The 26,362-nt window shown below is 74.3% G+C and carries 25 protein-coding genes, 6 tRNA genes and 1 pseudogene; 12 read left to right on the top strand and 20 right to left on the bottom strand.

The features are described 5' to 3' along the window. A partial coding sequence (locus ABT106_RS21110) for an SCO7613 C-terminal domain-containing membrane protein (RefSeq protein ID WP_502979444.1) occupies positions 1–1,544 on the top strand: 1,544 nt, incomplete at its 5' end. 93 nt (positions 1,545–1,637) lie between these two features. Here the strand turns inward: ABT106_RS21110 and ABT106_RS21105 are convergent. Together ABT106_RS21105 and ABT106_RS21100 are read right to left on the bottom strand one after the other, a co-directional pair. Further along, a tRNA-Val gene (locus ABT106_RS21105) sits at positions 1,638–1,709 on the bottom strand. A 46-nt stretch (positions 1,710–1,755) separates the two neighbouring features. Continuing rightward, a complete protein-coding gene (locus tag ABT106_RS21100; RefSeq protein ID WP_351279529.1) occupies positions 1,756–2,250 on the bottom strand; it encodes a TIGR02611 family protein in 495 nt (164 codons plus the stop codon). Positions 2,251–2,427: 177 nt separating this feature from the next. On the opposite strand from ABT106_RS21100, the gene ABT106_RS21095 reads away from it, so the two are divergent. Together ABT106_RS21095 and ABT106_RS21090 are read left to right on the top strand one after the other, a co-directional pair. Next, positions 2,428–2,841, top strand: coding sequence for an SsgA family sporulation/cell division regulator (locus ABT106_RS21095; protein ID WP_030011909.1), 414 nt, complete (start codon positions 2,428–2,430; stop codon positions 2,839–2,841). Positions 2,842–3,050: 209 nt separating this feature from the next. Next, positions 3,051–3,671: a CGNR zinc finger domain-containing protein gene (locus tag ABT106_RS21090; protein ID WP_351279527.1), complete on the top strand. Its 621-nt coding sequence runs from the start codon at positions 3,051–3,053 to the stop codon at positions 3,669–3,671. A 202-nt stretch (positions 3,672–3,873) separates the two neighbouring features. Here the strand turns inward: ABT106_RS21090 and ABT106_RS21085 are convergent, their stop codons facing one another. After that, on the bottom strand, positions 3,874–4,326 hold the full coding sequence (locus ABT106_RS21085; RefSeq protein WP_351279524.1) for a hypothetical protein: 453 nt from the start codon (positions 4,324–4,326) through the stop codon (positions 3,874–3,876). Between the two features lie 175 nt (positions 4,327–4,501). Between ABT106_RS21085 and ABT106_RS21080 the strand changes: the two genes are divergently transcribed. Continuing rightward, positions 4,502–5,002 carry a DsbA family protein gene (locus tag ABT106_RS21080; protein ID WP_351279522.1) on the top strand — a complete coding sequence of 167 codons (501 nt, stop codon included), beginning with the start codon at positions 4,502–4,504 and terminating at the stop codon, positions 5,000–5,002. A 20-nt stretch (positions 5,003–5,022) separates the two neighbouring features. Here ABT106_RS21080 and ABT106_RS21075 read toward each other — a convergent pair whose 3' ends face one another. From ABT106_RS21075 to ABT106_RS21065, 3 genes are read right to left on the bottom strand one after another with little or no spacing between them, the layout of a single operon-like run. After that, the gene (locus ABT106_RS21075) at positions 5,023–5,865 is read right to left on the bottom strand and encodes a GNAT family N-acetyltransferase (protein ID WP_351279519.1); all 843 of its coding nucleotides are present in this window, start codon (positions 5,863–5,865) and stop codon (positions 5,023–5,025) included. Positions 5,866–5,923: 58 nt separating this feature from the next. Next, positions 5,924–6,748, bottom strand: a complete 825-nt coding sequence (locus ABT106_RS21070) for an aminotransferase class IV (RefSeq protein ID WP_351279517.1) — start codon at positions 6,746–6,748, stop codon at positions 5,924–5,926. Positions 6,749–6,764: 16 nt separating this feature from the next. Further along, positions 6,765–7,829 carry a chorismate-binding protein gene (locus ABT106_RS21065; RefSeq protein ID WP_351279514.1) on the bottom strand — a complete coding sequence of 355 codons (1,065 nt, stop codon included), beginning with the start codon at positions 7,827–7,829 and terminating at the stop codon, positions 6,765–6,767. A 180-nt stretch (positions 7,830–8,009) separates the two neighbouring features. Between ABT106_RS21065 and ABT106_RS21060 the strand changes: the two genes are divergently transcribed. The 5 genes from ABT106_RS21060 to ABT106_RS21040 all read left to right on the top strand — a co-directional run bounded on the left by ABT106_RS21060 (position 8,010) and on the right by ABT106_RS21040 (position 8,492). Further along, a tRNA-Gly gene (locus tag ABT106_RS21060) sits at positions 8,010–8,082 on the top strand. Between the two features lie 39 nt (positions 8,083–8,121). Beyond that, positions 8,122–8,195, top strand: a tRNA-Cys gene (locus ABT106_RS21055). A gap of 1 nt (position 8,196) precedes the next feature. Beyond that, a tRNA-Val gene (locus tag ABT106_RS21050) sits at positions 8,197–8,268 on the top strand. Positions 8,269–8,287: 19 nt separating this feature from the next. After that, positions 8,288–8,359: transfer RNA gene (locus ABT106_RS21045), tRNA-Val, on the top strand. Between the two features lie 61 nt (positions 8,360–8,420). After that, positions 8,421–8,492: transfer RNA gene (locus ABT106_RS21040), tRNA-Val, on the top strand. Between the two features lie 58 nt (positions 8,493–8,550). Here the strand turns inward: ABT106_RS21040 and ABT106_RS21035 are convergent. From ABT106_RS21035 to ABT106_RS21025, 3 genes are all read right to left on the bottom strand, one after another. Then, complete coding sequence (locus tag ABT106_RS21035; RefSeq protein ID WP_351279511.1) at positions 8,551–8,871, bottom strand: TFIIB-type zinc ribbon-containing protein; 321 nt, start codon at positions 8,869–8,871, stop codon at positions 8,551–8,553. A 67-nt stretch (positions 8,872–8,938) separates the two neighbouring features. Then, a complete protein-coding gene (locus ABT106_RS21030; protein WP_502979443.1) occupies positions 8,939–9,886 on the bottom strand; it encodes a phosphotransferase family protein in 948 nt (315 codons plus the stop codon). A gap of 301 nt (positions 9,887–10,187) precedes the next feature. Continuing rightward, positions 10,188–10,373 (bottom strand): hypothetical protein, encoded by a 186-nt coding sequence (locus ABT106_RS21025; RefSeq protein ID WP_125597167.1) that lies wholly within the window; start codon positions 10,371–10,373, stop codon positions 10,188–10,190. Positions 10,374–10,923: 550 nt separating this feature from the next. On the opposite strand from ABT106_RS21025, the gene ABT106_RS21020 reads away from it, so the two are divergent. Next, complete coding sequence (locus ABT106_RS21020) at positions 10,924–12,108, top strand: serine/threonine-protein kinase (RefSeq protein WP_351279509.1); 1,185 nt, start codon at positions 10,924–10,926, stop codon at positions 12,106–12,108. Between the two features lie 104 nt (positions 12,109–12,212). Here the strand turns inward: ABT106_RS21020 and ABT106_RS21015 are convergent, their stop codons facing one another. From ABT106_RS21015 to ABT106_RS20975, 9 genes are all read right to left on the bottom strand, one after another. Further along, on the bottom strand, positions 12,213–13,031 hold the full coding sequence (locus ABT106_RS21015; RefSeq protein ID WP_351279506.1) for a TrmH family RNA methyltransferase: 819 nt from the start codon (positions 13,029–13,031) through the stop codon (positions 12,213–12,215). Between the two features lie 135 nt (positions 13,032–13,166). Continuing rightward, the gene (gene cobA, locus ABT106_RS21010; protein WP_351279504.1) at positions 13,167–14,381 is read right to left on the bottom strand and encodes a uroporphyrinogen-III C-methyltransferase; all 1,215 of its coding nucleotides are present in this window, start codon (positions 14,379–14,381) and stop codon (positions 13,167–13,169) included. A 521-nt stretch (positions 14,382–14,902) separates the two neighbouring features. Beyond that, positions 14,903–18,361 (bottom strand): nicotinate-nucleotide--dimethylbenzimidazole phosphoribosyltransferase, encoded by a 3,459-nt coding sequence (gene cobT / locus ABT106_RS21005; RefSeq protein ID WP_351279502.1) that lies wholly within the window; start codon positions 18,359–18,361, stop codon positions 14,903–14,905. Between the two features lie 274 nt (positions 18,362–18,635). Next, entirely contained in the window at positions 18,636–19,850 is a 1,215-nt protein-coding gene (cbiE, locus tag ABT106_RS21000) for a precorrin-6y C5,15-methyltransferase (decarboxylating) subunit CbiE (RefSeq protein ID WP_351279499.1), read from the bottom strand. A 79-nt stretch (positions 19,851–19,929) separates the two neighbouring features. Beyond that, positions 19,930–20,619 carry a GNAT family N-acetyltransferase gene (locus tag ABT106_RS20995; protein ID WP_351279496.1) on the bottom strand — a complete coding sequence of 230 codons (690 nt, stop codon included), beginning with the start codon at positions 20,617–20,619 and terminating at the stop codon, positions 19,930–19,932. A 195-nt stretch (positions 20,620–20,814) separates the two neighbouring features. Then, positions 20,815–21,678, bottom strand: coding sequence for a MetQ/NlpA family ABC transporter substrate-binding protein (locus ABT106_RS20990; RefSeq protein WP_351279493.1), 864 nt, complete (start codon positions 21,676–21,678; stop codon positions 20,815–20,817). Positions 21,679–21,786: 108 nt separating this feature from the next. Then, entirely contained in the window at positions 21,787–22,455 is a 669-nt protein-coding gene (locus ABT106_RS20985; protein ID WP_351279491.1) for a methionine ABC transporter permease, read from the bottom strand. Continuing rightward, entirely contained in the window at positions 22,452–23,537 is a 1,086-nt protein-coding gene (locus tag ABT106_RS20980; protein ID WP_351279488.1) for a methionine ABC transporter ATP-binding protein, read from the bottom strand. Before ABT106_RS20980 ends, ABT106_RS20985 begins: the two co-directional genes overlap by 4 nt. 373 nt (positions 23,538–23,910) lie before the next feature. Further along, positions 23,911–24,564 carry an HAD-IA family hydrolase gene (locus ABT106_RS20975; protein ID WP_351279485.1) on the bottom strand — a complete coding sequence of 218 codons (654 nt, stop codon included), beginning with the start codon at positions 24,562–24,564 and terminating at the stop codon, positions 23,911–23,913. 68 nt (positions 24,565–24,632) lie between these two features. Here ABT106_RS20975 and ABT106_RS20970 point away from each other — a divergent pair, with 68 nt between their 5' ends. Then, positions 24,633–25,001: a hypothetical protein gene (locus ABT106_RS20970; RefSeq protein WP_267722743.1), complete on the top strand. Its 369-nt coding sequence runs from the start codon at positions 24,633–24,635 to the stop codon at positions 24,999–25,001. Then, the gene (locus tag ABT106_RS20965) at positions 24,994–25,407 is read left to right on the top strand and encodes a hypothetical protein (RefSeq protein WP_351279482.1); all 414 of its coding nucleotides are present in this window, start codon (positions 24,994–24,996) and stop codon (positions 25,405–25,407) included. The genes ABT106_RS20970 and ABT106_RS20965 overlap by 8 nt, the downstream gene beginning before the upstream one ends. Positions 25,408–25,466: 59 nt before the next feature. On the opposite strand, the gene ABT106_RS20960 is transcribed toward ABT106_RS20965, so the two are convergent. Continuing rightward, entirely contained in the window at positions 25,467–25,973 is a 507-nt protein-coding gene (locus ABT106_RS20960) for a GNAT family N-acetyltransferase (RefSeq protein ID WP_351279480.1), read from the bottom strand. Between the two features lie 37 nt (positions 25,974–26,010). Further along, positions 26,011–26,304, bottom strand: a pseudogene (locus ABT106_RS20955) (sigma-70 RNA polymerase sigma factor region 4 domain-containing protein); the annotation flags it as partial. Between the last annotated feature and the right edge of the window lie 58 nt (positions 26,305–26,362).

Below are 26,362 nucleotides of genomic sequence, written 5' to 3'. Positions count from 1 at the left end.
CGGCGGCGTGGCGGGAGCCGCGGGCCGCGGCGGCCGCGGCGGCGGGCGGTGTCGCCTGGACGGTGGCGGCCGGCGGGCCGGCCCTCGCGGTCCTGGACACGGGCTGGGCGGTGGCCGCGCACCTGCTGGCGGCGCTGCCGCTGGTGGCGTCCGTACGGGTCCGCGCGCTGCCGGCGGCGGTCCGGCGCGGCGCGGCGTGGGCCGGTGCCGGGGTGGCCGCCCTGGGGGCGCTGTGGGCCTGGGCGGCGGCGGCTTCGGCGCTTGCGGCGCCGGTCGCGGTGCTGGACGAGGTGTGGTCGGGGACGACGCCCGGCTGGAGCCCGTACGCCCCGGGGGCGTCGGCGCCGGTGGTCCTGCTGCTGGCCGCGGGGGCGGCCTGGTGGCTGTCCCGGACGCTGTCGCGCCCGGGGCCGGCGGGGGCGGCGGCGGTCGGGGCGGCGGTCGGGGCGGCGGTCGCGGCGGTCGCCGCCTGGTCGGGGCTGTTCGCGGCGCCCGTCCTGCTCGGCTTCCCGCCGGCGGCGGTGTTCGCGGCGCAGCTGGCGGTGACGGGGGCGGCCGGGTTCCTGGCGCTGCGCTCCCCGGGGCGGTCCGTCTCGGTCGCGGCGGGCGCGTGCGCGCTGGGCGGCGCCGTGAACGTGTCCCTGGGCGCGCTGGACGGCCGCGCGGCCACCTTCGCGGTCTGGGGCCTGCTGGGCGCGGGCTGCGCCGCGGGGGCGGCGTACGGGCGCGCTCCGCGGTGGGCCCGGCGGACGGCGGCCGGCTGCGCGGTCGGGTACGCCGCGGGGATGGTGGCGGCGGTGGCCGCGGCCTGCGGCCTGGCGGTGGCCTGGTGGGGCCTGCCGGTGCTCGCGGTCCCGGCGGCGGTGGCCGCGCTCGGGCCGCGCCTGGGACCCGTACGGGTGCCCGCGGAGGCCGCGGCGGGAGCGGCCGGGGTCCTGGCGGTGGCTCTGGCGGCCCCGCGGCCCGGGACGCTGGCGCTGCTTCTGGCGCTGGCCGGGGTGGTCTGCGCGGGCGCGGCGGTGCGGCCGGAGCGGCGCGCCCTGGGCTGGGCGGCGGGCGCGCTGTTCGCGGCGGCGACCTGGGTGCGGCTGGCCTCGGACGGGGTCACCGCGCCGGAGGCGTACACGCTGCCGGTGACGCTGCCCGCGCTCGCGGTGGGGTTCCTGCGGCGCCGCAGGGACCCGGATGCCTCGTCCTGGACGGCGTACGGCCCGGGGCTGGCGGCGACGCTGCTGCCGAGCCTGCTGGCGGCCTGGGCGGACACGGGCTGGCAGCGCCCGCTGCTGCTGGGCCTGGCGGCCCTGGCCCTGACCCTGACGGGCGCCCGGCGCGGCCTGCAGGCCCCGCTGCTCCTGGGCGGCGCCGTGCTGGCGGTGGTGGCGCTGCACGAGCTGGCCCCGTACGTGGCGCAGGTCGCGGGCGCCCTGCCCCGCTGGCTCCCGCCGGCGCTGGCGGGCCTGCTGCTGCTGGTGGTGGGGGCCACGTACGAGAGGCGGCTGGCGGACGCCCGGCGGCTGCGCGAGACGATCGGGCGCCTGCGCTGACAGCGGGCGGGCGACGGGGGCCGGACGGCGCGCGGGACCGGGGGAACGCCAGAGGCCCGGAGACGGTGAAAGTCTCCGGGCCTCTGGTCCGGGTGGGCGATACTGGGTTCGAACCAGTGACCCCTTCGGTGTGAACGAAGTGCTCTCCCACTGAGCTAATCGCCCGGACGCACCGCAAACATTACCGCATGTCAGCGGTGCTCCCCGACCATCACTGGTCCTTGATGTCCCAGGGCAGGACGAGCCCGTACTTCCACAGGTAGAAGCCGATGAGCGCGCCGGCGATGACGAGGCCCGCGCTGGTCAGGATGATGTTGCGGCGGCGCACCCTGGGGTCGAGCGCCTTCTGGGCGGCCTCGGTGACCTTGCGCTTGGTCCAGCGCAGGACGAGGTGGGCCCAGGCGAACTCGGTGGCCCAGATCGCCAGCCCCGCGAAGATCGCCACCCAGCCCGGGCCGGGCAGGACGAGCATGGCGATGCCCGCGCCGATGACGGCGAGGCCGACGACGAAGACGCCGACCTGCCAGCTCAGGTGCAGGCTGCGCCGGGCCTTGATGAAGGCGGGCGCCTTGGAGACGTGCGGCGCCTCCTCGGCGGCGGCCCCCGCGGCCCCCGCGGCCGGCGCGTCCGGTGATGATCCTGCCGCGGACCCTGCTGCGGATCCTGCTGCGGACTCGTTGGTCTCGCGGTCACTCCCCGTATTCATGGCGTCGAATCTACCCGAGCCGGATGCACACGTGAATGCGGGTTTGGATCCGCCGTACGAGGGACCCAGAGGTCCGCAAAACGGTCAGAGGGGTTTACAACGGCACCGTAGGTGGCATGTCGATTTCGCCGACGTGCGAATCCCCGAGCGCACACTGAGCGAAAGGCCCTGGCGCTTATGAACACCACGGTCAGCTGCGAGCTGCACCTGCGCCTCGTTGTGTCGAGCGAGTCCTCACTGCCTGTTCCCGCGGGCCTGCGGTATGACACGGCCGACCCCTACGCCGTGCACGCCACCTTCCACACCGGCGCCGAGGAGACGGTCGAATGGGTATTCGCCCGCGACCTCCTCGCGGAGGGCCTCCACCGGCCCACCGGTACCGGCGACGTCCGGGTCTGGCCGTCCCGCAGCCACGGTCAGGGCGTCGTCTGCATTGCCCTGAGCTCACCGGAGGGAGAAGCACTGCTCGAAGCACCCGCCCGAGCACTCGAGTCGTTCCTCAAGCGGACGGACGCCGCGGTTCCGCCAGGAACCGAACACCGGCACTTCGACCTCGACAAGGAGCTCTCCCACATCCTGGCCGAAAGCTGAGCCAGCCCGACAACCGCCCGGCACCGTCCGACTCGGGGCGACGGTGTGGGCCGGACAACCACATACGCGAGTGCCGGCGCTGTTCCCGCGGAAGCCAACCACGGGGGCGGCGCCGGTGCGCGTGGGGGCGGCCGCGCGAGGGGACCCGCTAGAGTCGGCCACCAGCGGCGGCGGCCCGTCGTCGCAGGCCCCGTCCCCAAGGGAGACCCGTGCAGATCCCCCACGACACCCGTCGCGCGCTCGACGTCGTCGTCGCCCTGGTGAACACCACGGCCGAGGCCGACCAGCCCGACGGGCTCGCGGAGATCGGCGCGCTGCGCGGTTTCGTCCGGGACTACTCGATCAGCGACGTGGGCGAGCTCAGCGCCCGCGACCTGGCGGGCGTCCGGGCCGTGCGCGGCAAGTTCGCCCAGGTCTTCGCGGCGCCGAACCCCCGCGCGGCGGCCGCGCTGATCAACGAGCTCGTGGCGACCGCCGGCACCACGCCGCAGCTGACCGACCACGACGGCTACGACTGGCACGTCCACTACTTCGCGCCGGGCGCGTCGCTGGGCGACCACCTCGCGGCCGACGGCGGGATGGCCCTGGCGTTCATCGTGGTCTCGGGCGAGCAGGAGCGGCTGCGCCGCTGCGAGGCCCCCGACTGCCGGCGCGCCTTCGTGGACCTCTCCAGGAACCGCTCGCGGCGCTACTGCGACAGCCGCACCTGCGGGAACCGGCTGCACGTGGCGGCGTACCGGGCCCGGCGCAAGGAAGCGGACGCCGAGGTCTCAGAGCACGAACAGGTCGTGCACGGCGGCAAGCAGCAGCAGGGTTCCGATCACGCCTAGGAAAATCATCAGGGGTGGCTGGGAAAGCGCGAAGAGGCAGCCCCGCGGCTCCTCCGCGACGGGGGCGGGGACCGGTGCGGGAACCGACGGCTCACTGTGCGGTGTATCGAGCATGTCGGGGCGATGATGGCGCAGCCGACGGCCGCCCACCCCTCAACACGCCAACATCCGCGCGGTAGTTCGCCCGATCTCGTGGAACCGGTCAGATGCCGTGCTTCTTCAGGATGGCCTCGATGTCGGAGAAGTCGTCCCCCGCGGCGGCCTGCGGACGCTGCCGGCCGGCGGACTGGGGGCGGGCCGCGGTCCCGGCGCCGAGCGACGGTTCGGAGGCGGCCGGTGCGACCGCGTCCCGGGCCGGGGCGCCCTTGACCGGCTTGGCCGGCTTCGCGGCCCTCCCCAGGCCGCGGCGTTCCACGAGGCGGGTGGTGGCGAAGAGCAGCCAGGCGAGCCCCAGCACCCCGAAACCGGCCCATACGACCGGCTCGAACACCACCTCGGTCGCCCACCGCACGACGCCCGTCATCACCAGCCCGGCCGGGACCAGCGCGTACGCGGCGATCCGGGTGGCCGCCAGGAAGCGCCGACGGTAGGCCGTGAGCGCGGCGATGCCCAGTCCCGCCACCGACGCCGCGGAACAGATGGTCTCGGCAAGCATGCGGCCCTCCGGCTCTCGGTGACGGGCGATCCGTACCCGTCCATCGTGCACCGGGCGGCCCCGTACGGGCCAGGTCGGCGGCCCCGCACGGCGCGATCTCCGGGACATCTCCGGGTCGGGCCTCCTCCCCAGGTGCCGGTCGGAGGGGGTCCGCGGGGGCTGGGAGACTGTCCTCATGACCGATTCCGTGATCCTCGACGTCTGGTGCGAACTGCAGTGCCCGGACTGCCACGCCGCCCTGGACGACGTACGCGCCCTGCGGGCCCGCTACGGCGACCGGCTGGACATCCGGCTGCGCCACTTCCCCCTGGAGAAGCACAAGCACTCCTTCGCCGCGGCCCAGGCCGCCGAGGAGGCCGTGGAGCAGGGGCAGGGCTGGCCGTACGCCGAGGCGGTCCTGGCGCGGACCGCCGAGCTGGCCCGGGACGGCGAGCCGGTGCTGCTGGACGTCGCGCGTGAACTCGGCCTCGATGTCGAGGAGTTCGACACGGCGCTGATCGACGGGCGGCACATCCTGATCGTCGACGCCGACCAGGCCGAGGGCAAGGCGATCGGCGTGACCGGCACCCCGACGTACGAGATCGGCGGCGAGCGCCTCGACGGCGGCAAGAGCCAGGACGGCCTGCGGGCCCGCATCGAGGAGATCGCCGACCGCCTGCTGGCCGCGACGGCCTGAGCCTTCGCGGCCGCGCCGCTCTACACCAGCGCCTTGATGGCGTTCACGGCCGTGTCCCGGTAGCCGAGCGACTCGTAGAGCCGGCGGGCCGGGGTGTTGCCCTCGACGACGTGCAGGCCCAGGTTCCGGGCGCCCGCCGCCAGTGCGGTGCGCTCGGCCAGCAGCATCAGGGCCCGCCCGTGGCCCTTGCGCCGGTGCTCGGCCGCGACGTCCACGTCCCACACGTACGGGATCGCGCCGAACCCGGCGACCTCCAGCTCCCCGAGCCACAGGGTGCCCAGTACGCCGCCCCCCGGCGCCTCCAGCAGGAGGAAGTCCGCGCCGGGCGTCTCCCGCCCGGCCGGCAGCATCCGGGCGTGCTCGGCGCGGGACGCGGCGAGGCCCTGCTCGGGGGTCGTACCCGGGGTGGTGAGGTGGTGGGCGTACTCCCCCACGGCCCGTTCCAGCCAGTCGTCGAACTCGGCACCGTCCATCGGGCGCCCCCGGCCCCCCGCCGGCAGCTCGGGCGGCCCGGCCGGCAGGTCCTTGACCATCACCCGGCCGGTCACCCGGTAGCCGAGCGCGTCGACCAGCCGCCGGGCGCGCTCCGCACCGGCCGGGACGGACACCGCGATGCTCTCGCAGTGCCAGGCGCGCAGCACCTCCTCGGCGGCGAGCGCGGCGACCGTGCCGCGCCCGCGGCGCCGGTCCGGCTCCTCGATCCACAGGTCGCGGATCACCCCGACCCCGGGCTGGGCGGCGGACCGGGTGGCCAGTTCGAGGCTGCCGACGCGGCGGCTGTTCACCCGGACCTCGTAGGTCCGCGAGCGGGTGCCGTCGCTGTTCTGCTGGAGCGGCGCGGTGGGCCGCAGGGTGGTGGTCATCCCCCGAGTTCTACCCGCCCGGCGGCCGCGAAGACAGGCCCGGGCCCCTCCGCTCCGGTCAGACCGGGTCGGGGTCGGCGGCGGCGCGGTCCGCGAAGGTCCGCATGGCCTCGGCGGTGACCGGGCCCGGAGCGGCGGCGCTCTCGCGGCCGTCGATGCGCACCACGGCCTGGACGTCGCGCAGCGAGGAGGTCAGGAAGACCTCGTCGGCCCGTTCCAGCACGTCGAACGGCAGGTCGGTCTCCTTGGCCCCGGCCCACTCGGCGACGAGCGCGCGGGTGATGCCGGCCAGGCAGCCGGAGGCCACGGGCGGGGTGTGCAGCTCCCCGTCGAGCACGACGAACACGTTGGAGCCGGTGCCCTCGCAGAGCCGGCCGACGGTGTTGGCGAGGAGCGCCTCGGAGGCACCGGCCCGGTGGGCGGCGGCGAGGGCGACGACGTTCTCCGCGTACGAGGTGGTCTTCAGGCCGGTGACGCCGGAGCGCTCGTTGCGGACCCAGGGGACGGTGACGACGGCGGTGGTGGCCGCGTGCGGGTCGCAGGCGGCGACGGCCGCGATCAGGGTGGGCGTGGCGTTCCCCCGGTCGGAGCCGAGCGGGGAGACGCCGCCGGTGTAGGTGACGCGCAGCCGCCCGAGAGCCACCGGGTTGGCCTCCACCACGGCGGCGCACGCGCGGCGCACCTCGTCGAGGTCGGGGTCGGGCAGGCCCAGTCCGCGGGCGGAGCGGGTCAGCCGCTCCAGGTGGCGGGTGAGCGCGAAGGGCTCGCCGCGGCGCACCTTGAGCGTCTCGAAGACGCCGTCCCCCACGGTCAGCCCGTGGTCGAACACGGACACCCGTGCGCCGTCCGCGTCCCGCAGCGCTCCGTCGAGCCAGATCTTCACCGTACGGTCCTTCCGTTCATGCCTTCGTCCCATGGGTACCGGTCGCCTCATGGGTACCCGACGCTACCCGCAGCAGCCGGGCGGCCTTCAGCTCGGTCTCGGCCCACTCCCGGTCCGGGTCGGAGCCCCAGGTGATGCCGGCGCCGGTACCGAAGCGCAGGCGGGGCCCGCCGGGCACCTCACGGTCGATCCAGAAGGTGCGGATGCCGACGGCCAGCTCGGCGGTGCCCCGGTCGGCGTCGACCCAGCCGACGCCGCCGCAGTACGGGCCGCGCGGGGCCGTCTCCAGGGCCTCGATGATGCGCAGGGCGGAGGACTTGGGGGCGCCGGTGACGGAGCCGGGCGGGAAGGTGGCCGCGAGCAGCTCCGGCCAGCCGGCGCCGTCGGCGAGCTGTCCGCTGACGGTGGAGACGAGGTGCACCAGGCCCGGGTGCTCCTCGACGGCACACAGCTCGGGCACGGTGACCGATCCGGTGGCGCAGACGCGGCCGAGGTCGTTGCGGACGAGGTCCACGATCATCACGTTCTCGGCGTGGTCCTTGGGCAGCAGGTCGGCGGCGGTGCGGCCGGTGCCCTTGATGGGTCCGGAGTCGACGCGGCGGCCGTCGCGGCGCAGGAAGAGCTCCGGGGACGCGGTGGCGATCTCGACGCCGTGCGCACGCAGCCGAATCGTTCCTGCAAAGGGTGCGGGGTTGCCGCGCGCGAGCAGCGCGGTGAGGGCGTCCACATCGGCCGCGGCCGGGTCGGGCAGCGGCGCGGACATCACCCGGCACAGGTTGGCCTGGTAGACCTCGCCGGCGGCGATGTGCTCGCGGATACGGCGCACCCCGGAGACGTACGCGGCCCGGTCGAGCGAGGAGGACCACACGTCGGCGTCGGGGCCGCGCCAGGCGCCGGGGACGGGCGCGGGCACCGGATCGGGACGCACGTCACCGAAGCGCGCGCAGACGAGCCGCCCTTCGAAATCGGCCGCGACCGCCCAGAACCCGGTCGAGTCCAGGGCCGCGGGATCACTGGTGACGTCGCGGAGGTCGGTCGCGAGGAGGCCGCCGAAGCGGGCGAGGGGAGGCAGGTCGTGCACGGCTGCGAGTCTATGACCGGTGACGCGGCGGCGCCGGTGAGGTGAGCGCGAGGTGACCGGCGGTGACCGAGCGGCAGCACGCTGCGGAAACGCGTTTTTGAGCTGGCCCGGGAATCCGCTAGAGTTCAACTCGTCGCCAGGGAGCGAAGGGGTAACACCCCGGAGCGAACACGGTGACCTGCGGACGTAGCTCAGTTGGTAGAGCACCACCTTGCCAAGGTGGATGTCGCGAGTTCGAGTCTCGTCGTCCGCTCGAAGTGGGGGATCTTCCCGAGAACCCCTGCGGCTCCATGGTGGAGTGGCCGAGAGGCGAGGCAACGGCCTGCAAAGCCGTCTACACGGGTTCAAATCCCGTCTCCACCTCCAAGGACGATTAGCTCAGCGGGAGAGCGCTTCCCTGACACGGAAGAGGTCACTGGTTCAATCCCAGTATCGTCCACTGGTCCGCGAGGACCCCCGCGCGATTAGCTCAGCGGGAGAGCGCTTCCCTGACACGGAAGAGGTCACTGGTTCAATCCCAGTATCGCGCACGCAGTACCACGCATCATCTGCAAGACTTGTCTGACCTGCGGCTTTCAAGCCGTGGAACCCGCGCGATTAGCTCAGCGGGAGAGCGCTTCCCTGACACGGAAGAGGTCACTGGTTCAATCCCAGTATCGCGCACCGCCCGGAAGCCCCGGCCGTTTCGACGGCCGGGGCTTTCGCGTGCTCGGCCCTGGCGTCAGGAGGAGAAGAGCATCCGGCCGAAGCCGCCCTTGTGGTGGCCGTGGTGACCTTGGTGACCGTGCTGGCCGTGGCCTCCGTGCTGCGGGGCGCCCCAGGCGGGCGCCGGGGCCGCGTGCTGTCCCGGGTAGGGGGCGGGCGGCGGGGGCGGCGGGGCCTGGCCGTACGGCGCCTGGGCCGTGTACTGGGACTCAAGCCGGGTCAGCGCCTCCAGCTCGCCGTAGTCGAGGAAGATGCCGCGGCAGCCGCTGCACTGCTCTATCTGGAGACCGTTGCGGTTGTAGGTGTGCATCAACGCGTGACACTTCGGACACTGCATGACCGGATCAGCTCCTCGTCGTCGGACAGCCGCCACCGGATGCATGCCCGGTGGCGGGAGGCTCACCCTACGACGGGCCCGCCGACTCCAAGTCGGCCGGGAGGGACGCCATTCGGTCGCAGGCGTCCACCATGAGCCGCTCGACCTCGTCGAGTCCGCGGCGGCCCGTGGCCGCCTTGACCAGGGCGCGGGCCGCCGTCTGTACGGTCAGCGCGCGGGCGGCGGCGTCGAGTTGTGGCCACGGGTCGCAGCCGGGCGGGCCGGCGGCCGGGCCTCCCGCGTCCCGGTACGCGCCGAGGAAGCGCGGCCAGGCCACGGCGTCGAGGATCCCGGCGGCGTACCAGGCGGCGGGGCGGGCGAGGTCCCAGGCGGGGTCGCCGAGGCCGAGGTCGTCCACGTCGATCAGCAGCCAGGGGCCCTCCGGGGCCGGGTGCCGGACCAATTGGCCGAGGTGCAGGTCCCCGTGGCACAGCACCCCGCCCGGCGGGGGCGCGGCCTCGCCCCGGGTCCAGGCGGGCAGGGTGCGGGCGGCGGCCCGTACGGCGGCGGCCTCCGGCGCGGACCCGGCCGGCGCGTGCGCGGGGTACGTCCGGGACAGGCCGCGCAGCGCGCGGGCGAGTTTGGCCGGGCCGCGCATCGGGGGGACCGGGCCGGGAAGGGCGTCGAGGGGGGTCGAGTGCAGGGCGGCCAGGAGGCGGCCGGCCGCCTCCCAGGGGGCGTCCCCGGGCCGCTCCGGGTCCACGGGGACGCCGTACGGCCACAGGGAGGCGAGCCGCCCGTGCACGGAACCGGTGCGCAGCGGGGGCAGCAGCACTCCGGCCAGTGCCCCGGCTCCGGCGATCCGCACGCGGTGCGCCAGGGCGTCCCGGTCGCTGTCCCCGGCGTGCGCCTTGGCCGCGGTGTTCCCGCAGCGCACGACGGTCCCGTCGTGCCGGTCGGCGAGGAGGGCGTACGGCCCCGGGCGGCCGCCGCGGGCCCATCGCGCGAGATCGGCGGGCAGCGCCGCGGCGCTCACGCCCCGGGCCTCCCGTCGCGGGTGGCCGGGCCCGCCGCGAGGCCCCGGCGGGCGGGCGTCCGGGTGTCGTCGTCGCGGAGCATCCGGGTCCCCCTTCCTCCGGCCGTCCGGCTGGAGGACGAGGATACGGCCGCCACCGCGGGGGGATGAGCCGGGGGATGAGAAAGGGTGCCGCCCGTCCGGCTCCCCAGCCGTACGGGCGGCACCCTTCACCTGCCGTCCGTCGTCGCGCCCCCGTCCCCACGGGGTTCGACCGGATGATGTCCCGGTCCGGGCCGCTCTCCCGGACCCGGGGCGCCGCTCAGCGCCCCAGCATCACACCCACGGACGACGCCTGTGCCGCCACCTGCTCGAAGCCTCCGAAGAGGAACAGCAGGAGGGCGGCCAGGGGAAGGACCATGGCCGCGGCCACCAGCGGGTGGCGCGTACCGGACTCATGGCCGTTGAACGCGAATGCCTTGCGTCCCTGCCGTGCGATGTCCGCCATGGTCCTCTCCCTGTCGTTTGGCAGCGGCGGGCTCGTGACCTCGGGAGCCGAGTACTCCGTCCGCCGCTTGCTTCAACACTAGGCGGGCGGAAGGGCCCTGACCTCATGCCCTCGTACCCATTGGCGGGCCTCCATGAGGATGACGGGGACTACCCCGCGTACTCCTCTGGGTGGAGACGCGTCACCGCGCGTCGGGGTCTTCCCGGAGGGGATGACCGGAGGGTAGTGACTTCTCTCACTTCCGTCACTCCCTGTTCACGCGTGTCCGTTCGCCGGCTCCCGGGAAGATCCACTCGGGTCCGGGCGGCCGGCGGCCGCGCCGAACCGGGTCGAATCACCCGCGCGAGTCCCAATCCCCTTGATCCAAGGGCGGTTTGGGCGGGCGGAGCAGTCCGGCTCCGCGACCCCACGCCGGCGCTGAAAGACCCTCAAGTGTGCTGTGGCGCACTGACGATCGAATCCCACGGCGAGGGCGCGGCCTCTGAGCGCGCATGCCGGATGGTCCGTAAGCTGTGCCACGTCAACAGGACGACCGGTCAGCGGGGTGGACATGGCGATGATGCGGCTCCGGCGCGAGGACCCGCGTGTCGTCGGCTCGTTCAGACTGCACCGGCGGCTCGGTGCCGGCGGCATGGGCGTGGTCTACCTGGGATCGGACCGGCGCGGTCAGCGCGTCGCCCTCAAGGTCATCCGGCCGGACCTGGCCGAGGACCAGGAGTTCCGCTCGCGGTTCGCCCGCGAGGTGTCCGCGGCCCGGCGCATCCGGGGCGGCTGTACCGCGCGCCTGGTCGCCGCGGACCTGGAGGCCGAGCGGCCCTGGTTCGCCACGCAGTACGTCCCCGGCCCCTCCCTCCACGACAAGGTCGCCGAGGAGGGCCCGCTCACGGCCGTGCAGATCGCCGCCATCGGTGCCGCGCTCTCCGAGGGGCTGGTCGCCGTACACGAGGCCGGGGTCGTCCACCGGGACCTCAAACCCTCGAACATCCTCCTCTCCCCCAAGGGTCCGCGGATCATCGACTTCGGGATCGCCTGGGCCACCGGGGCGAGCACCCTCACCCATGTGGGTACGGCTGTCGGCTCCCCCGGGTTCCTCGCGCCCGAGCAGGTGCGGGGCGCCGCCGTCACCCCCGCGACGGACGTGTTCGCGCTCGGCGCCACCCTCGCCTACGCCGCGACCGCCGACTCGCCCTTCGGGCACGGCAGTTCCGAGGTCATGCTGTACCGCGTGGTGCACGAGGAGCCCCACCTGGTGGGAGTCCCGGACGCGCTCGCACCCCTCGTACAGGCCTGCCTCGCCAAGGACCCCGAGGAACGGCCGAGCACGCTGCAGCTGTCGATGCGGCTCAAGGAGATCGCCGCCCGCGAGGCGCAGGGGCTGCCCGACGGCCGGCCCCCGGCGCAGCGCGGCCGCGCGGAGCGGCCGACGGGCCGGCTCGCCGAGACCCCGTACGCGGAGCAGCGCACGGAGCGCCGTACCGGAGGTTCCACCGCGCCCCGGGCCCAGGGCGGTCCGCAGAGCGGTCCGCAGTCGCGGCCCTCGTCCTCCCGCAACCCGGGCGGCCCGTCCTCCCGGCCCACCGCGGGGCGTCCGGGCGGCCGCCCGGCCCCGCGGACGACCGGGGCGGGACGGCGGCCGTCACGGCCTGACCCGAAGCTGATGCGGCAGCGGCTGATCGTCTTCGTCGTGGTGACGCTGATCGTGGCGCTGGGCATCGCGCTGGCGCAGAAACTGTAGGAACGGCGCGGGGCGCCGCCTTCGGGGAGCGCCGCCGGACGCCCGGAGGCCGCGGCGCGCGACACCGGGCTCCCCGGGGCCGGCCGGGACTCCCGGAAGAGGTGCTACGCGTCCTTGCGGCCCTGGGCCACCGCGTAGAAGGCGACGGCGGCGGCCGCGCCGACGTTCAGCGAGTCCACGCCGTGCGCCATCGGGATGCGTACCCATTCGTCGGCCGCGACGAGGGCCTGCGTGGACAGGCCATCGCCCTCGGCGCCCAGCATCAGCGCGACCCGGTCCAGGGACTGCGGGGCGGCCACGTCGATGGGCGACGCCTTCTGGTGCGGGGTGAGGGCGAGGAGCTTGAAGCCCGCCTCGCGGACCGAGTCCAGGCTCTTGGGCCAGACTTCCAGACGGGCGTAGGGGACGGAGAACACCGCCCCCATGGAGACCTTCACCGAGCGCCGGTACAGCGGGTCGGCGCAGTCGGGCGACAGCAGGACCGCGTCCATGCCGAGGGCGGCGGCGCTGCGGAAGATGGCCCCGATGTTGGTGTGGTCGTTGACCGCTTCCATGACGACCACGCGGCGGGCGGTGGTGAGGAGTTCCGCGGCCGTGGGCAGCGGCTTGCGCTGCATGGAGGCGAGGGCGCCGCGGTGCACGTGGTAGCCGGTGACGCGTTCGGCGAGCTCGGGGCTGACGGCGTAGACCGGCGCCGGGAGCTCGTCGATGACGTCGCGCATGACGTCGACCCACTTGGCGGAGAGGAGCATGGAGCGCATCTCGTAGCCGGCGTCCTTGGCCCGTCTGATGACCTTCTCGCCCTCCGCGATGAAGAGCCCCTCGGCGGGCTCGCGCCTGCGCCGGAGTTCGACGTCGGTCAGGCCCGTGTAGTCGCGCAGGCGCGGGTCGTCGGGGTCCTCGACGGTGATGAGATCAGCCACAGGGTGATACTGCCTTGTCCTGGGTGCGGTGCCAACGGCCTGTCAGGGGCCGGTGGTGGGGCCGGGGGTGGTTCCGGCCGTTCTGGCGGTTCGGGTGGTCGCGGCCGTTCCGGCGGGGCGGGTGGTTCCGGCGGTTCAGGCGGTGCCGACGCGGACTACCTCGCCGATGACGATCACCGCGGGCGGGCGGATCCCCTCGGCGCGCACGGTCTCCCCGACGGTGGCCAGGGTGGCGTCGACGCGGCGCTGGGTGGCGGTCGTGCCCTCCTGGACGACCGCCACCGGCGTCTCGGCGGAACGGCCGTGCCGGACGAGGGCTTCGGCGATCAGGCCGATCTTGTCGACCCCCATGAGGATCACCAGGGTGCCGGTGAGCCTGGCGAGGGAGGCCCAGTCCACCAGCGAGCGCGGGTCGTCGGGGCCGACGTGGCCGCTCACCACGGTGAACTCGTGGGCGACGCCCCGGTGGGTGACCGGGATGCCGGCGGCGCCGGGCACGGAGATGGAGCTGGAGATGCCGGGGACCACGGTGCAGGCGATGCCGGCCTCGGCGAGGGCCTGGAGCTCCTCCATGCCGCGGCCGAAGACGTACGGGTCCCCGCCCTTGAGCCGGACCACGGCCTTGCCGGCCTTCGCGTGCTCGATCAGGGCGTTGTTGATGGCCTCCTGGGCCATGAAGCGGCCGTACGGGATCTTCGCGGCGTCGATGACCTCGACGTGCGGGGGCAGCTCGTCGAGCAGGTCGCGGGGGCCGAGCCGGTCCGCGATGACGACGTCGGCCTCGGCGAGGAGGCGGCGGCCGCGCACGGTGATCAGGTCGGGGTCGCCGGGGCCGCCGCCGACGAGGGAGACGCCGGGGGCCGACTTGTGCCGGTGCCCGCGGGCGGCGAGCGTTCCCTCGCGCAGGCCCTCGACGATCGCGTCGCGGACGGCGGCGGAGCGGCGGGGGTCGTTGCCGGTCAGCACGGCGACGGTGACGCCGTCGGTGCGGCCGGTGGCGGGGGTCCAGGCGGTGGCGGCGGAGGCGTCGTCGGCGCGCACGCACCAGACCCGCTCGCGCTCGGCCTCGGCGGAGGCGCGCTCGTTGTCCTCGCGGTTCTGCGTCGCGATCAGGGCGTACCAGGCCCCCGCGAGGTCACCGTCCTGGTAGCGGCGGCGCTCCCAGCGGATCTCGCCGGTCCCCGCCATGGCGTCCACGGACGGGGTCGCGGACGGGGAGATCAGCAGGACGTCGGCGCCCGCCGCGATGAGCGCGGGGAGGCGGCGCTGGGCGACCTGGCCGCCGCCGATGACGACGACGCGGCGGCCGGCCAGGCGGAGACCTACGGGGTAGGCGGGGGTGTCGGCCATGGCGGTTGCGGCTCCTGGTGCGGCGGTGGATCGGCTGGGCCGCTGCTGCGCTGGAGCGGCTGGGTTGACGTGCGGTTTCGGGTGTCCGGGTCCACGATACGACCCGCCGGGCCGGAGGGGCGGGCGGGGCCCGGACCTGCCGGGCGGGGGTGGGGGCTGGACGGGGGTTGGGGTGGGGGCGGGGGTTGGAGCAGGGTGTGGAGCGGGCGGGGGCGCCGGGTGCTGCCGGGGGCTTGGGGGCGGGGGTGGTGGGCGGTGCCACTCCGGGGTGTCTCCTCGGCTCGCGAACCCTGAGCCGGGCCGGACCGCCGGTCGGCGTTGGGTTCGCTCGCCCTGCGGGGACACCCCGGAGTGTCACCGCCCCTGGGAGGGTTACCTCCCCGGGGCGCGCCGCCCGGGCCTTCCCCGCCTGCCCGCGGGGGCAGCCCGGAGTGGTATCGCCCGGGGAGGGTTCCCTCCTCGGGGCGCGCCGCCCGGGCCTTACCCGCCTGGCTGCGGGGGCAGGGGCGGCGGGTCCGCGGCTACTTTTCCGTGACGCCCGCCGAGTCGAACGTGGCGACCTCGTGCATCGCGCGGGCCGCGCTCTGGACCAGCGGGAGGGACAGCAGGGCACCGGTGCCCTCGCCGAGGCGGAGGTCCAGGTCGATCAGGGGGCGCAGGCCGAGCGTGTTCAGGGCCGCCACGTGGCCCGGCTCCGCGCTGCGGTGGCCGGCGATGCAGGCCGACAGGGACTCGGGGGCGATGGCGCGGGCGACCAGGGCGGCCGCTCCGGCGCTGACGCCGTCCAGGATGACCGGCGTACGGAGCGCGGCGCCGCCGAGGAGGAGCCCGACGATCGCCGCGTGCTCCAGGCCGCCGATGGCCGCCAGGACGCCGATGGGGTCCGCCGGGTCGGGCTGGTGGAGCTCCAGGGCACGGCGTACGACCTCGACCTTGCGGGCGTGGGTCTCGTCGTTGATGCCCGTGCCGCGGCCGGTGACCTCCAGCGGGTCGACCCCGGTGAAGACCGAGATCAGGGCCGCGGACACGGTGGTGTTCGCGATGCCCATCTCCCCGGTGAGCAGGGCCTTGTTGCCCGCCGCGACCAGGTCGCGGGCCGTCTCGATGCCGACCTCGATGGCGGCGACCGCCTCCTCGCGGGTCATCGCGGGGCCGACGGAGAGGTCGGCCGTACCCGCGCGGACCTTGCGCGGCAGGAGGCCGGGGGTGGCGGGCAGGTCTCCCGCGACGCCGACGTCGATGACGCAGACCTCGGCGCCGACCTGGTTGGCGAAGGCGTTGCAGACCGCGCCGCCGCCGAGGAAGTTGGCCACCATCTGGGTGGTGACCTCCTGCGGCCAGGGGGTGACGCCCTGGGCGTGGACGCCGTGGTCGCCGGCGAAGATCGCGACGGCCGCGGGCTCCGGGATCGGCGGCGGGCAGACCCGGGAGAGGCCGGAGAGCTGGGCGGAGATGATTTCGAGCATGCCCAGGGCCCCGGCGGGCTTGGTCATGCGCTTCTGCCGCTCCCATGCCTCGCCGAGTGCCTTGGCGTCGAGCGGGCGGATGGCGGCGACCGTCTCGGAGAGCAGGTCGTGCGGCTCCTCGCCGGGCAGGGCGCGGCGGCCGTACGTCTCCTCGTGCACGACCCAGGAGAGCGGGCGGCGCTGGGACCAGCCGGCCTGCGCCAGTTCGGGCTCCACCGGGAACTCGTCGACGTAGCCGACGCACAGGTACGCGACGACCTCCAGGTGGTCCGGGAGGCCCAGCTCGCGGACCATCTCGCGCTCGTCGAAGAAGCTGACCCAGCCGACGCCGAGCCCTTCGGCGCGGGCGGCGAGCCAGAGGTTCTCGACCGCGAGGGCGGAGGAGTACGGGGCCATCTGCGGCTGGGTGTGCCGGCCGAGGGTGTGGCGGCCGCCGCGGGTCGGGTCGGCGGTGACCACGATGTTCACGGGGGTGTCGAGGATGGCCTCGATCTTCAGTTCCTTGAACTGCTTGGCCCGGCCCTTGGGCAGCGACTTCGCGTAGACCTCGCGCTGGCGTTCGGCGAGTTCGTGCATCGTCCGGCGGGTCTCGGCGGAGCGGATGACGACGAAGTCCCAGGGCTGGGAGTGACCGACGCTGGGCGCGGTGTGGGCCGCCTCCAGGACGCGGAGCAGCACCTCGTGCGGAATGGGGTCGGTGCGGAAGCCCTTGCGGATGTCGCGGCGCTCGCGCATCACGCGCAGGACGGCCTCCCGTTCGGCGTCCGCGTAGCCGGGCGCGGCTTCGCCGGTCTGCTCGCGCACGGGGCGGGCGTCGGCGGCCGGGGCGGGCTCGGCGGGGAGCGGCTCGGGGAGGGCCTCCGGCTCGGGCGGCGCGGCGGCGACGGGCCGGGGGGCGGAGTCCGCCTCGGGCGCGGTCGCCTCGGCGGGCTCCGGCTCGGGGAGGGCGAGGGGCTCGGGGACGGCAACGGGCTCGGCGACGGCCTCGGGGCCGGCTGCCGGAGCCGGCGCGGCGGCCGCGTCGTACTCGGGGGCGAGGGGCTGCGGCTCGGCCACGGCCGGGGGCTCCGGCGTGAGGACGGGCTCGGGTACGGGGGCGGGCTCGGGTACGGCGACCAGCTCGGGGGTGGGCTCCGGCTCGGCGGCTTCGGGCTCCGGCTCGGCGGCGGCCGCCGGGGTGGCTTCCGGGGTCTCGGCGGGCTCCGCCGGGGGCTCCTCGGCCGCGTCCGGCTCCGCGGGGGCGACCGGCTGCGCGGGGGCGACCGGCTGCGCGGGGGCGACCGGCTGCGCGGCGGCGGCCTCGGCGGCCGGCTCGGGCTCCGGGGCGGCCGTCGCGGGGGCCGGGTCAGCGGGAGCGGGCTCGGCGGCGGGCTCGACCGCCTCCGGGGGCTCGACGTCCTCGGGGGTCCGCGTGGTCTCGGGGGCCTGAACCACCGTTTCTGCGGGTGCGGCCACCGGCTCGGCCGCGGCGTCCTCGGCCGGGTGGGGCTGCTCCGGGGCGGCCGCCGCGAGCGGTTCCGCGTCCGGTACGGCGACGGGCTCGGGCTGCGGCTCCGCCACCGCGGCGGCCGGCGGGGCGTCCTCGGGGTCCGCCACCGGCGGCTCGGCCGCGAGGACGGGCTCCGGCGCGGGTACGGGCTCCGGCGCGGGTACGGGCTCCTGCGCGGGTACGGGCTCCGGCGCCCACGCGGCACCGGCCTGCGGCGGGATCTCACCGAGCTGCGGTGCGGGGGGTGCGACGGTCTCCGCGCGCGGGACGTCCAGGTACTCGGGACCCGTGGTCGGCGGTCCCGACGGGAGGAAGACGATCGGCGCGGCCGGGGTGCTCAGCACGGAGACGGCGGGGGCGCCGGGCGCCGGGGCGGCGGCCGGGCCCCGGTCCGCGAGGGACCGTACGACGCCGCCCGTGGCCTCGGGCACGGGCGGGCCCATGTGCAGCGGGCGGCGGAGCGGGGCCACGGGGGCGGCCTGCGCGGCGGGTTCCGCCGGAGGCGGGACGACGAGCCCGCCGAGGTCGAGCGCGCCGGAGTCGCGGCCGCCGGCCTCGTGGGCGCCGGCGCGGTACGAGGTGTCCGGGAACCCGGAGCCCTCGGGGAACCCGGGCTGGTCCGGGAGGCCGGCCGGCTCGGGGAAGCCGGGCTGGTCCGGGAAGGCCGACTGATCGGGGAAGACCGGCTGGGGGTAGCCGGAGTACGCGGCGGGCTCCGTGTAGGCGGCCGGGGCGCCCGGGTAGGCGGGCTCCGTGCCGTAGGGCGCGTCCGCGTACGGCTGCGGCGGGGCGGGGAAGACGGGGGCGGGCGGGACGACCTGCGGGTCGCTCCAGGCACCCTGCCCGCTCGGCATCAGCAGCAGTTCCTCGTCGTCCGGCTCGGCCGGGTCGTCCACGAGGTCCTGGAAGGTGTAGCCGGGGGGAAGCGGCGCCGGGATCTGGACCGGAGCGGGGATGCCCTGCTGATCCACCATGCCCGCGTTGTCCGGGAGACCCTCGCCCGGGACCTGGCCGGTGTCAGTCATGCGTACCCCTCGCCCATCGGTGTTGCCTCTTCGATCGCCCGGTCGCCCACGAGGCCGACGGGCGGAGTTGCCGTGCGGGTCGCCGTACGGCGCTCCCGCCTCGGCACGCCCCGGGCGACGACCACTAAGCATTGTCGCGCCCGTTCGCCCGCGTGGCGGCCATAACCGCCGCGGTCCGTTGTGGACTGCGCCACGTCGCGCGTTCCGGCGGTGTCGTGGTGCCCGAATCGTCCTGGGCGGTACGACGATCGGCCAGCCTACCCCGGCCCCCGTCTCAGCGGGTCACAGGGCGTTGTGCCGACAGCAGGAAGACCACGGAACGGTCCTGTTCGGCCCAGGTGTGGGGGTCCAGGCCCACCGACTGGAGCAGGGCGCACTCGACGGCGTACCCGTGTTCGGTGAGCGCCCGGGCGATGGCCTCCGCCTCGTCGCGGGTGGAGGCGTGGCTGACGATGCGTTCGGGGCGGCGGTCGGCGACCGCGCGGACGACCTCGGCCCCGCCGCCGCCGACGCGGACGACGTCGGGCTCGGGCAGGTCCTCCAGCACGTACGGCGCCCGTCCGGTCACGACCTGGAGCTGTACGCCCCGCTCGCGCGCGGCCGCGGCCACCTGTGCGCAGGTGTCGGGGTCGGCATCCACCGCGATGACGGCGGCGCCGAGGGCGGCGGCGTCCACGGCGACCTCTCCGCTTCCCGTGCCGATGTCCCAGACGAGGTCGCCGGGGCGCGGACCGAGCCGGGCGAGCTGGGCCGCGCGCAGCTGCGCGGTCTCGCCCTCCCGGGTGCCGGCGCGGGGCCGGGCCCAGCCCCGGTCTGCGGACTGGGCGGCGGACTGGGCGGCGCTCTGGCCGAACAGCCAGCCGGACTCGCCGGCCGCGGCCTGTCCGGCGCCGCCGATGACGATGACGACGTTCGGGTCGCGCCAGGTGTGGTCCGCGGCCTTGTCGGAGGTGAGGACGCTGACCTGCTCCCGGTCGGTGCCCAGTTCCTCGCAGACGACGAAGGTGCGGTGGATCCCGCCGAGGAGCAGGGCGAGTTCGGCCGGCCCGGCGCCGGGCGAGGTCAGGACGGCGACCTTGCCGTGGGCGCGGCAGACGTTGACGGCGCGGCGCAGGGTGCGGGGGTGGGCGACGACGACCTGGGCGTCGTCCCAGGGCATGCCGGCGCGGGCGAAGGCGGCGGCGACGGCGGAGACCGCCGGGACCACCTCGACCTCCAGGCCGTGCTCCGGGGCGCGCAGGGTGCGTACGACGCCGAAGAAGCCGGGGTCCCCGTCGGCGAAGACGACGGCGGTGCCGCGGTGGCCGGCGATGCGGTGGGCGGCGAGTCCGAGGCTGCCGAGGCGGACGCGCTCGGCGGTGGGCGGGACCTCGGGAAGCGTGAGGTGGTGTGCGGCGCCTGCCACGAGGGTGGCGGCGGAGAGCGCGGACCGGGCGGCCGCGGTCAGGGGCGAGCCGTCCCAGCCGATCACCGTGACCCGGTCGGCCATCGTCGTCAGTCTCCTGGTGTGGGGGCAGGGGAAGCTTCGTCAAGCGGGGCGGGCACGGTGAGACTACCTGGTCATCGGGTCAGTGCCAGTCGGCGCCGACGGCATGGCCGTTCACCTCGGCGCGTGGTGCGAAGGAGGTGCTGCCGGCGTAGGCGTCGTAGGCGTCGTAGTCCTCGTACCCGTCCGTGTCGTCGAGGTCCTCGGGGACGAGGCTCCAGACGATGAGGTCGGTGCGGGTGTCGGTCCAGGTGCCCTCGGCGGTCTGGGTGCGCACTATCCAGGCGTTGCGCAGGACGCCCTCGCTGATGCAGCCGATCTTCTGGGCGACCTGCTGGGAGGCGGTGTTGTCGGCGGCGGTGCGCAGTTCGAGGCGTTCGAAGCCCCGGTCGCGGAAGAGCCACTGGGCGACGGCGAGCACGGACTCGCTGGCGTAGCCCTCGCCTCGGGCCCAGGGGGCGGTGAGGTAGCCGACCTCGGTGGCGCGGGTGCGCCAGTTGGTGTTCTGGAGGTGGACGATGCCGACGAGACGGTGGGTGAGGAACTCGGTGACGGCGAGGACGATGCCGCGGCCCTCGGTGCGTTCGGCGTGGGACTGCGCGGTGGCCCAGGCGCGTGCGTCGGCGAGGGTGTAGGGGTGGGGCGCGGAGGTCCAGGCGGTGATCTGCTCGTCGTTCATCATCTCGGCGAGCGCGGTGACGTCCTCTTCCTCGAAGGAGCGCAGCACCAGCCGGTCGGTGCTGATGGTGACGTCCGGGAAGGTGGTAGTCATGCGCAGCTCCAAGCCTGGGACCGTGGTGCGACCGTGGTGCGGTACGACCCCGTGCGGGCCCGTTGGTGACGGACCGTCGTACGGGTCGTAGGCCACAGCATGCAGCATCGCCCGGGGGACGCGCAGGGCCGGGTTGCCCGGAAGCGGGCACGGCTCGGCCCCGCGCGCCGCCGGGCGCGCGGGGCCGGGAGGGGGTCAGGCCTGCGGGGTGCCGAAGGCCGGGGTGACCGAGCCCTGGTACTTCTCCTCGATGAACTTCTTGACCTCGTCGGAGTTCAGGAGCTTGGCGAGCTTCTGGATCCGGGGGTCGTCCTGGTTGCCCTCCTTGACCGCGAGGAAGTTGGCGTAGGGGTTGCCCTCGGCCTTCTCCAGGATCAGCGCGTCCTTGGCGGGGGCCAGGTTGGCTTCGAGGGCATAGTTGCCGTTGATGACGGCGGCGTCCACGTCGTTCAGGGCGCGCGGGACCGTGGCGGCCTCCAGCTCCTTGAACTCCAGGCCCTTCTTGTCGGTGATGTCGGACAGCTTGGCGCTGGTGCCGACGCCTTCCTTGAGGGTGATCAGGTTGTTCGCCGCGAGGAGCTGGAGCGCGCGGCCCTCGTTGGTGGTGTCGTTGGGGACGGCGATGGTCTGGCCGGGCTTGATGTCCGTGACGGCCTTGGCCTTCTTGGAGTAGAGGCCGAGGGGCTCCAGGTGCACGTTCACGACGGGCACGATGTGCGTGCCGTTCTTCTTGTTGAAGTCGTCGAGGTACGGCTTGTGCTGGAAGTAGTTGCCGTCGACCTGGCCCTGCTCGGTGGCGGTGTTCGGCAGGACGTAGTCCGTGAACTCCTTGACCTCGAGCTTGAGGCCCTCCTTCGCCGCGAGCTTGTCCTTGACGAAGTTCAGGATGTCGGCGTGCGGGCTCGGGGAGGCCGCGATGACGAGCGGCTTGCCCTCGTCGGTCGTGCCGCCGTCGGCCTTGGTGGAGGACGGGTCCGAGGAGCTGCCGCAGGCGGTGAGGCCGAGGGCGAGCGCGGAGGCGGCGGCGGCGAGGGCGGTGAGCTTGACGTTCTTACGCACGAAGAGTGCCTTTCTTGCTGAACAAGTTCCGAAGACTTGCTGGTGGTGGCCCAGGCACGACAAGTGCGGGCTCGATGGGGGGAGGGGAAGTCTGTGGGGCCCGCGGTCTCAGGCTGTCCGGCCGCGGCGGGCCAGGAGGCGGACCGCGCCGTCGCCGATCAGCTGGATCACGGTGACGAGGGCGATCAGCACGATGACGGTGGCGACCATGAAGCCGGTCTCGAAGCGCTGGAAGCCGTACGTGATGGCCTTGGAGCCCAGTCCTTCGCCGCCGACGGCGCCCGCCATGGCGGAGTAGCCGACCAGCGTGATGACGGTGGTGGTGACGCCGGCGACCAGGGAGGGCAGGGCCTGCGGCAGCAGCACCTTGCCGACCAGGGTGGGGACGGAGCCGCCCATGGACTCGACGGCCTCGATCAGGCCGTGGTCCACCTCGCGGACGGACGTCTCGACGAGCCGGGCGAAGAAGGGGATGGCGCCGATGGCGAGCGGGACGATCATGGCGGTGGGGCCGATGAAGGTGCCGACGACGGCCGTGGTGACGGGGATGAGGAAGATCAGCAGGATGATGAACGGCAGCGAGCGGCCGATGTTCACTATGACGCCGAGGACCTTGTTGAGCGGCTGGTTCTGCAGCAGTCCGCCCTTGTCGGTGAGGACGAGCAGAATGCCGATGGGCAGTCCGCCCAGGACGGTCACCAGGGTGGACCACAGGACCATGTAGAGGGTGTCGTACGTGCCCTGGGTGAGCAGGGGCTGCATCTCGGACCAGGTCACTTGGCACCATCCTTGACCAGTGCGGCGATCTCGGAGTCGAGCTCCGCGTCGATGTCGGCGTCTGCTTCGGCGTCTGCTTCGGCGTCGACGATGTCGACCTGGAGGCCCTGCTCGCGCAGGAAACCCACCGGCACGACGTTGTCCTCGTAGCGGCCGGGCAGCTCGATGCGCATGCGGCCGATCTGCCGGCCGGCGACGGTGTCCATCGCGGCGCCGAGGATCGAGATGTCGATGTTGTACGTCCGCGACAGCTGGGAGATGACCGGCTGTGCGGCGGCCTCGCCGTGGAAGGTGACGTCGACGACCGTGCGGTCGGGGCCGGTCGCGCCGCCGGTGACCGGGAAGAGCTCGCCCGCGAGCTCGGAGCCGGGGGTGGCGAGCAGTTCGGAGACCGTGCCGGACTCGATGACGCGGCCGTTCTTCATGAGGGCCGCCGAGTCGCAGACGGACTTGACCACGTCCATCTCGTGCGTGATGAGCAGGACGGTCAGGCCGAGCTGCTGGTTGAGGTCGCGCAGCAGTTGCAGGATCGAGCGGGTGGTCTCGGGGTCCAGGGCGCTGGTGGCCTCGTCCGACAGCAGCACTTTGGGGTCGCCGGCCAGGGCGCGGGCGATGCCGACGCGCTGCTTCTGGCCGCCGGAGAGCTGGCCGGGGTATGCCTTGGCCTTGTCGGCGAGGCCGACCAGGTCGAGGAGTTCGAGGGCCTTGCGGGAGCGTTCGCGGCCGGAGACGCCGAGGATCTCCAGGGGCAGCTCGATGTTGCCCTGGACGGTGCGCGCGGACAGCAGGTTGAAGTGCTGGAAGACCATGCCGATCCGGCTGCGGGCCTCCCGCAGCTCTTTGGAGGCGCGGCGGCCGCGGCCGGCGAGGGCGGTCAGGTCGACCCCGTCGACGCTCACGGTGCCGGTGGTGGGGCGCTCCAGCAGGTTCACGCATCGGATGAGGGAGGACTTGCCGGCGCCGCTCTGGCCGATGACTCCGTAGACCTCGCCCTCGCGGACGTGGAGGTCGACGCCGTCCAGGGCGGTGACCTCGCGGCCACGGGACTGGTAGACCTTCGTGAGGCCCGATGTGGTGATCACAGGATTTCCGTCGCTGTCGAGTGCGCGGCGCAGCGGTGCCGGGCACGGGGCATACATCTGGGGACGCGATACGGGTCGAACCGTCAGAAAACGATCATGTCGACTCGTGCGTGGGGCAGGAACGATCCGCGCTGCGGGAAGCGGTGGCGGAGCGGCTCCGCCGTCTCGCTTCGGGGCGCGAGGATTCGGGAGGGGGCCCTCAGAAGGCGCACATTCGACACATACAACGAGCACCGGGCGTCATCGTCGCCTCGGTCGCAAGGGTGCGGCTGCTCGTCGTGGTCATGGGCCCAAGTAAAGCAGACCTCTCCCCTGACCGATCAATGTCGTCCGGTATGCGGACGATTTTCGACCACATACCGGACCACAGCGGTCAGTCGCGGCTGTCCGTCCCGATCTTCAGACCGGCGGCGCCGACCTGCGCGGACACGGCCGACAGGTCCCGTACGACCACGTCCGCGCGGAGCTCCCCGGCGGGGTGCGTTGTGGTCAAGGCCACGGTCCGCATGCCGGCCGCCCGCCCGGCCGCGAGGCCCGCCGGGGCGTCCTCGAAGACCACGCACCGGGCCGGGTCCACGCCCAGGCGCCGGGCCGCCAGCAGGAAGGGCTCGGGGTCGGGCTTGCCCCGGGTGACGTCGTCGGCGGACACGATCACCGGGCAGTCGATGCCCGCCTCGCGCAGCCGCGCCTCGGCGAGCGGGCGGGTGGCGGAGGTGACCACGGCCCAGCTGCCCGCGGGGAGCCCGGAGAGCAGGTCCTCGGCACCGGGGAGCAGGACGACGCCGCCGGCCACGTCCTCGACCTCCAGGGCCTCGATCCGGGCGAGGGCCCCGGCCCGGACCCCGGCGGGCAGCAGCTCGGCGATGATCTCCGCGGCGGGCCGGCCGTGCAGCTCGACGCGGGCGAACTCCTCCTCGGTGATCCCGTACTCCCGCGCCCACCGCGTCCAGCAGCGGCGCACCGATTCCATCGAGGAGACGAGCGTGCCGTCGTTGTCGAACAGCAGGGCATCGGCATGCAGGTTCATGCCGTCCAGCAAAGCGCGGGTCCAGGGGTGCGCGCATCGGGTCTTTCGGCCCGTAATACCCTCGCTGCATGCTCGACGCCCTGACGGTCGCCATCGGCGTGGCCGCACTCGCCCTCGCCGCCTGGTGCGGCCACGCCGCCTGGCGGGACCAGCCGACCAAGGACTGGCACTTCATCGGCATGGCCGTGGTGACCGCGCTGGTCCTGGCCCAGCTGGTGGTCGGGCTGGTGAAGCTGGCCGGCGGCGGGGAGCCCGACGAGGGCACCGTGATCTTCGTGGCCTATCTGCTGGGCGCGTTCGCCACGGTCCCGGCCGCCGGGATGCTCTCGCTGACCGAGCGCACGAAATGGGGCTCGGTGACGGTGGCCGCGGGCGCGCTCGTCCTCGCCGTCCTCGAAGTGCGGCTCTACGACATCTGGGGAACCACCGGTGCCTGACACGACGACCGACACGCCGGCCGGCCGCGAGCGGCTGGTCTCCGGGCCCGGGCTGCTGCTGGTCTGGCTGTACGGGGTGATGGTGGTCGGCGCCGTCTCCCGGTCCGCCTACCAGATCTCCACCGAGTTCGGCCGGGCGCCGCTGGCGTACGCGCTGTCCGCGGTGGCCGCGCTGGTGTACGCGTTCATCACGTACTCGCTCGTGCGCGGCGGGGAGCGGGCCCGCCGGGCCGCGCTGGTCTGCTGCGCGGCCGAGCTGGCCGGCGTCCTGGCCGTGGGGACCTGGACCCTGGTCCGTCCCGACGCCTTCCCCGACACGACGGTGTGGTCGCAGTTCGGGATGGGCTACCTGTTCATCCCGGTGATCCTGCCGATCACCGGGATGCTCTGGCTGCGCAGGCGCTGACGCCGCCGACGGCCGGGGCGGTTGCCGTCACCGGCGCCGCCCCGGCACGGTGGTGGTGGCTACGCGCTGACCGCGAGGTCGGTGGCGTCCTTGGCTTCCTTCTCCAGGATCACGAGCCGGACCCCGTCGGACGCCGTGCGGCCGCCGACCTGGGTGTAGCCCGCCTTGCGGTAGAGCCGCAGGTTCGACTCGCTCCGGTGCCCGGTGTGGAGACGGAAGCGGACGGTGGCCGCGTCGCCCGCGAGGTCCCCCTCGACGGCGCGCAGCAGGCGGGCGCCGAGACCGTGGCCCTGCAGCCGCGGGTGGACGCACAGCTTGGATATCCGGCCGGTGCCGTCCTCGTCGACGCTGCCGCGGACGGAGCCGACGACCTCGTCGCCGAGCCGCGCCACCAGGACCGTGTCCGCGGCGAGCTCTCCCTTGAGGGAGTCCAGGGACTGGGTGAGCGGCTGGATGCGGTAGTTCCCGTACAGCTCGGCCTCGCGCTGGAAGGCCAGGTACTGCAGTTTGAAGATCTGCTCAGCGTCCTCGGCAGCCGCCGCCGAAATGGTCACGCTCATGCCCATGTGCGCATGCCTCCCGCTCACCTGGTGGCCCGTCGGTCTACCGCTCCTTTCCCCGCAGGCCAGGAGCCGCAACCTCTGCAGCCAGCATTCTGCGCAGACATCCCAGGCAACGGGAACGGACGGGCCCCAAACTTCCTTGTGAGATACCCAACTCTCCTGCGATTTCACGGTAGGTGAGGTCTCGGGGCGAGAGAAGTGCCTGCATGAGTTCCGGACAGCGCCCCGGCAGCCGGGCCACCGCCGACCGCAGGGCCCGGTTCGTCTCGCCGTGCAGGAGCGCGTCCTCCGGCGCCGCTCCCCTGCCGGTGGCGGCCCCGGGGCGCTCATGACGCACCGGGGGGCTCCGCGTCTCGATCTTCGGGACAAGCCCTGGTCAGAGCGTCGGAGAG

It is taken from the genome of Streptomyces sp. NPDC002044, from assembly GCF_040296725.1.
Taxonomy (GTDB): Bacteria; Actinomycetota; Actinomycetes; order Streptomycetales; family Streptomycetaceae; genus Streptomyces; species Streptomyces antarcticus.
Note: the sequence above shows the minus strand (reverse complement) of the source record. Positions and strands in the feature narration are given on the sequence as shown.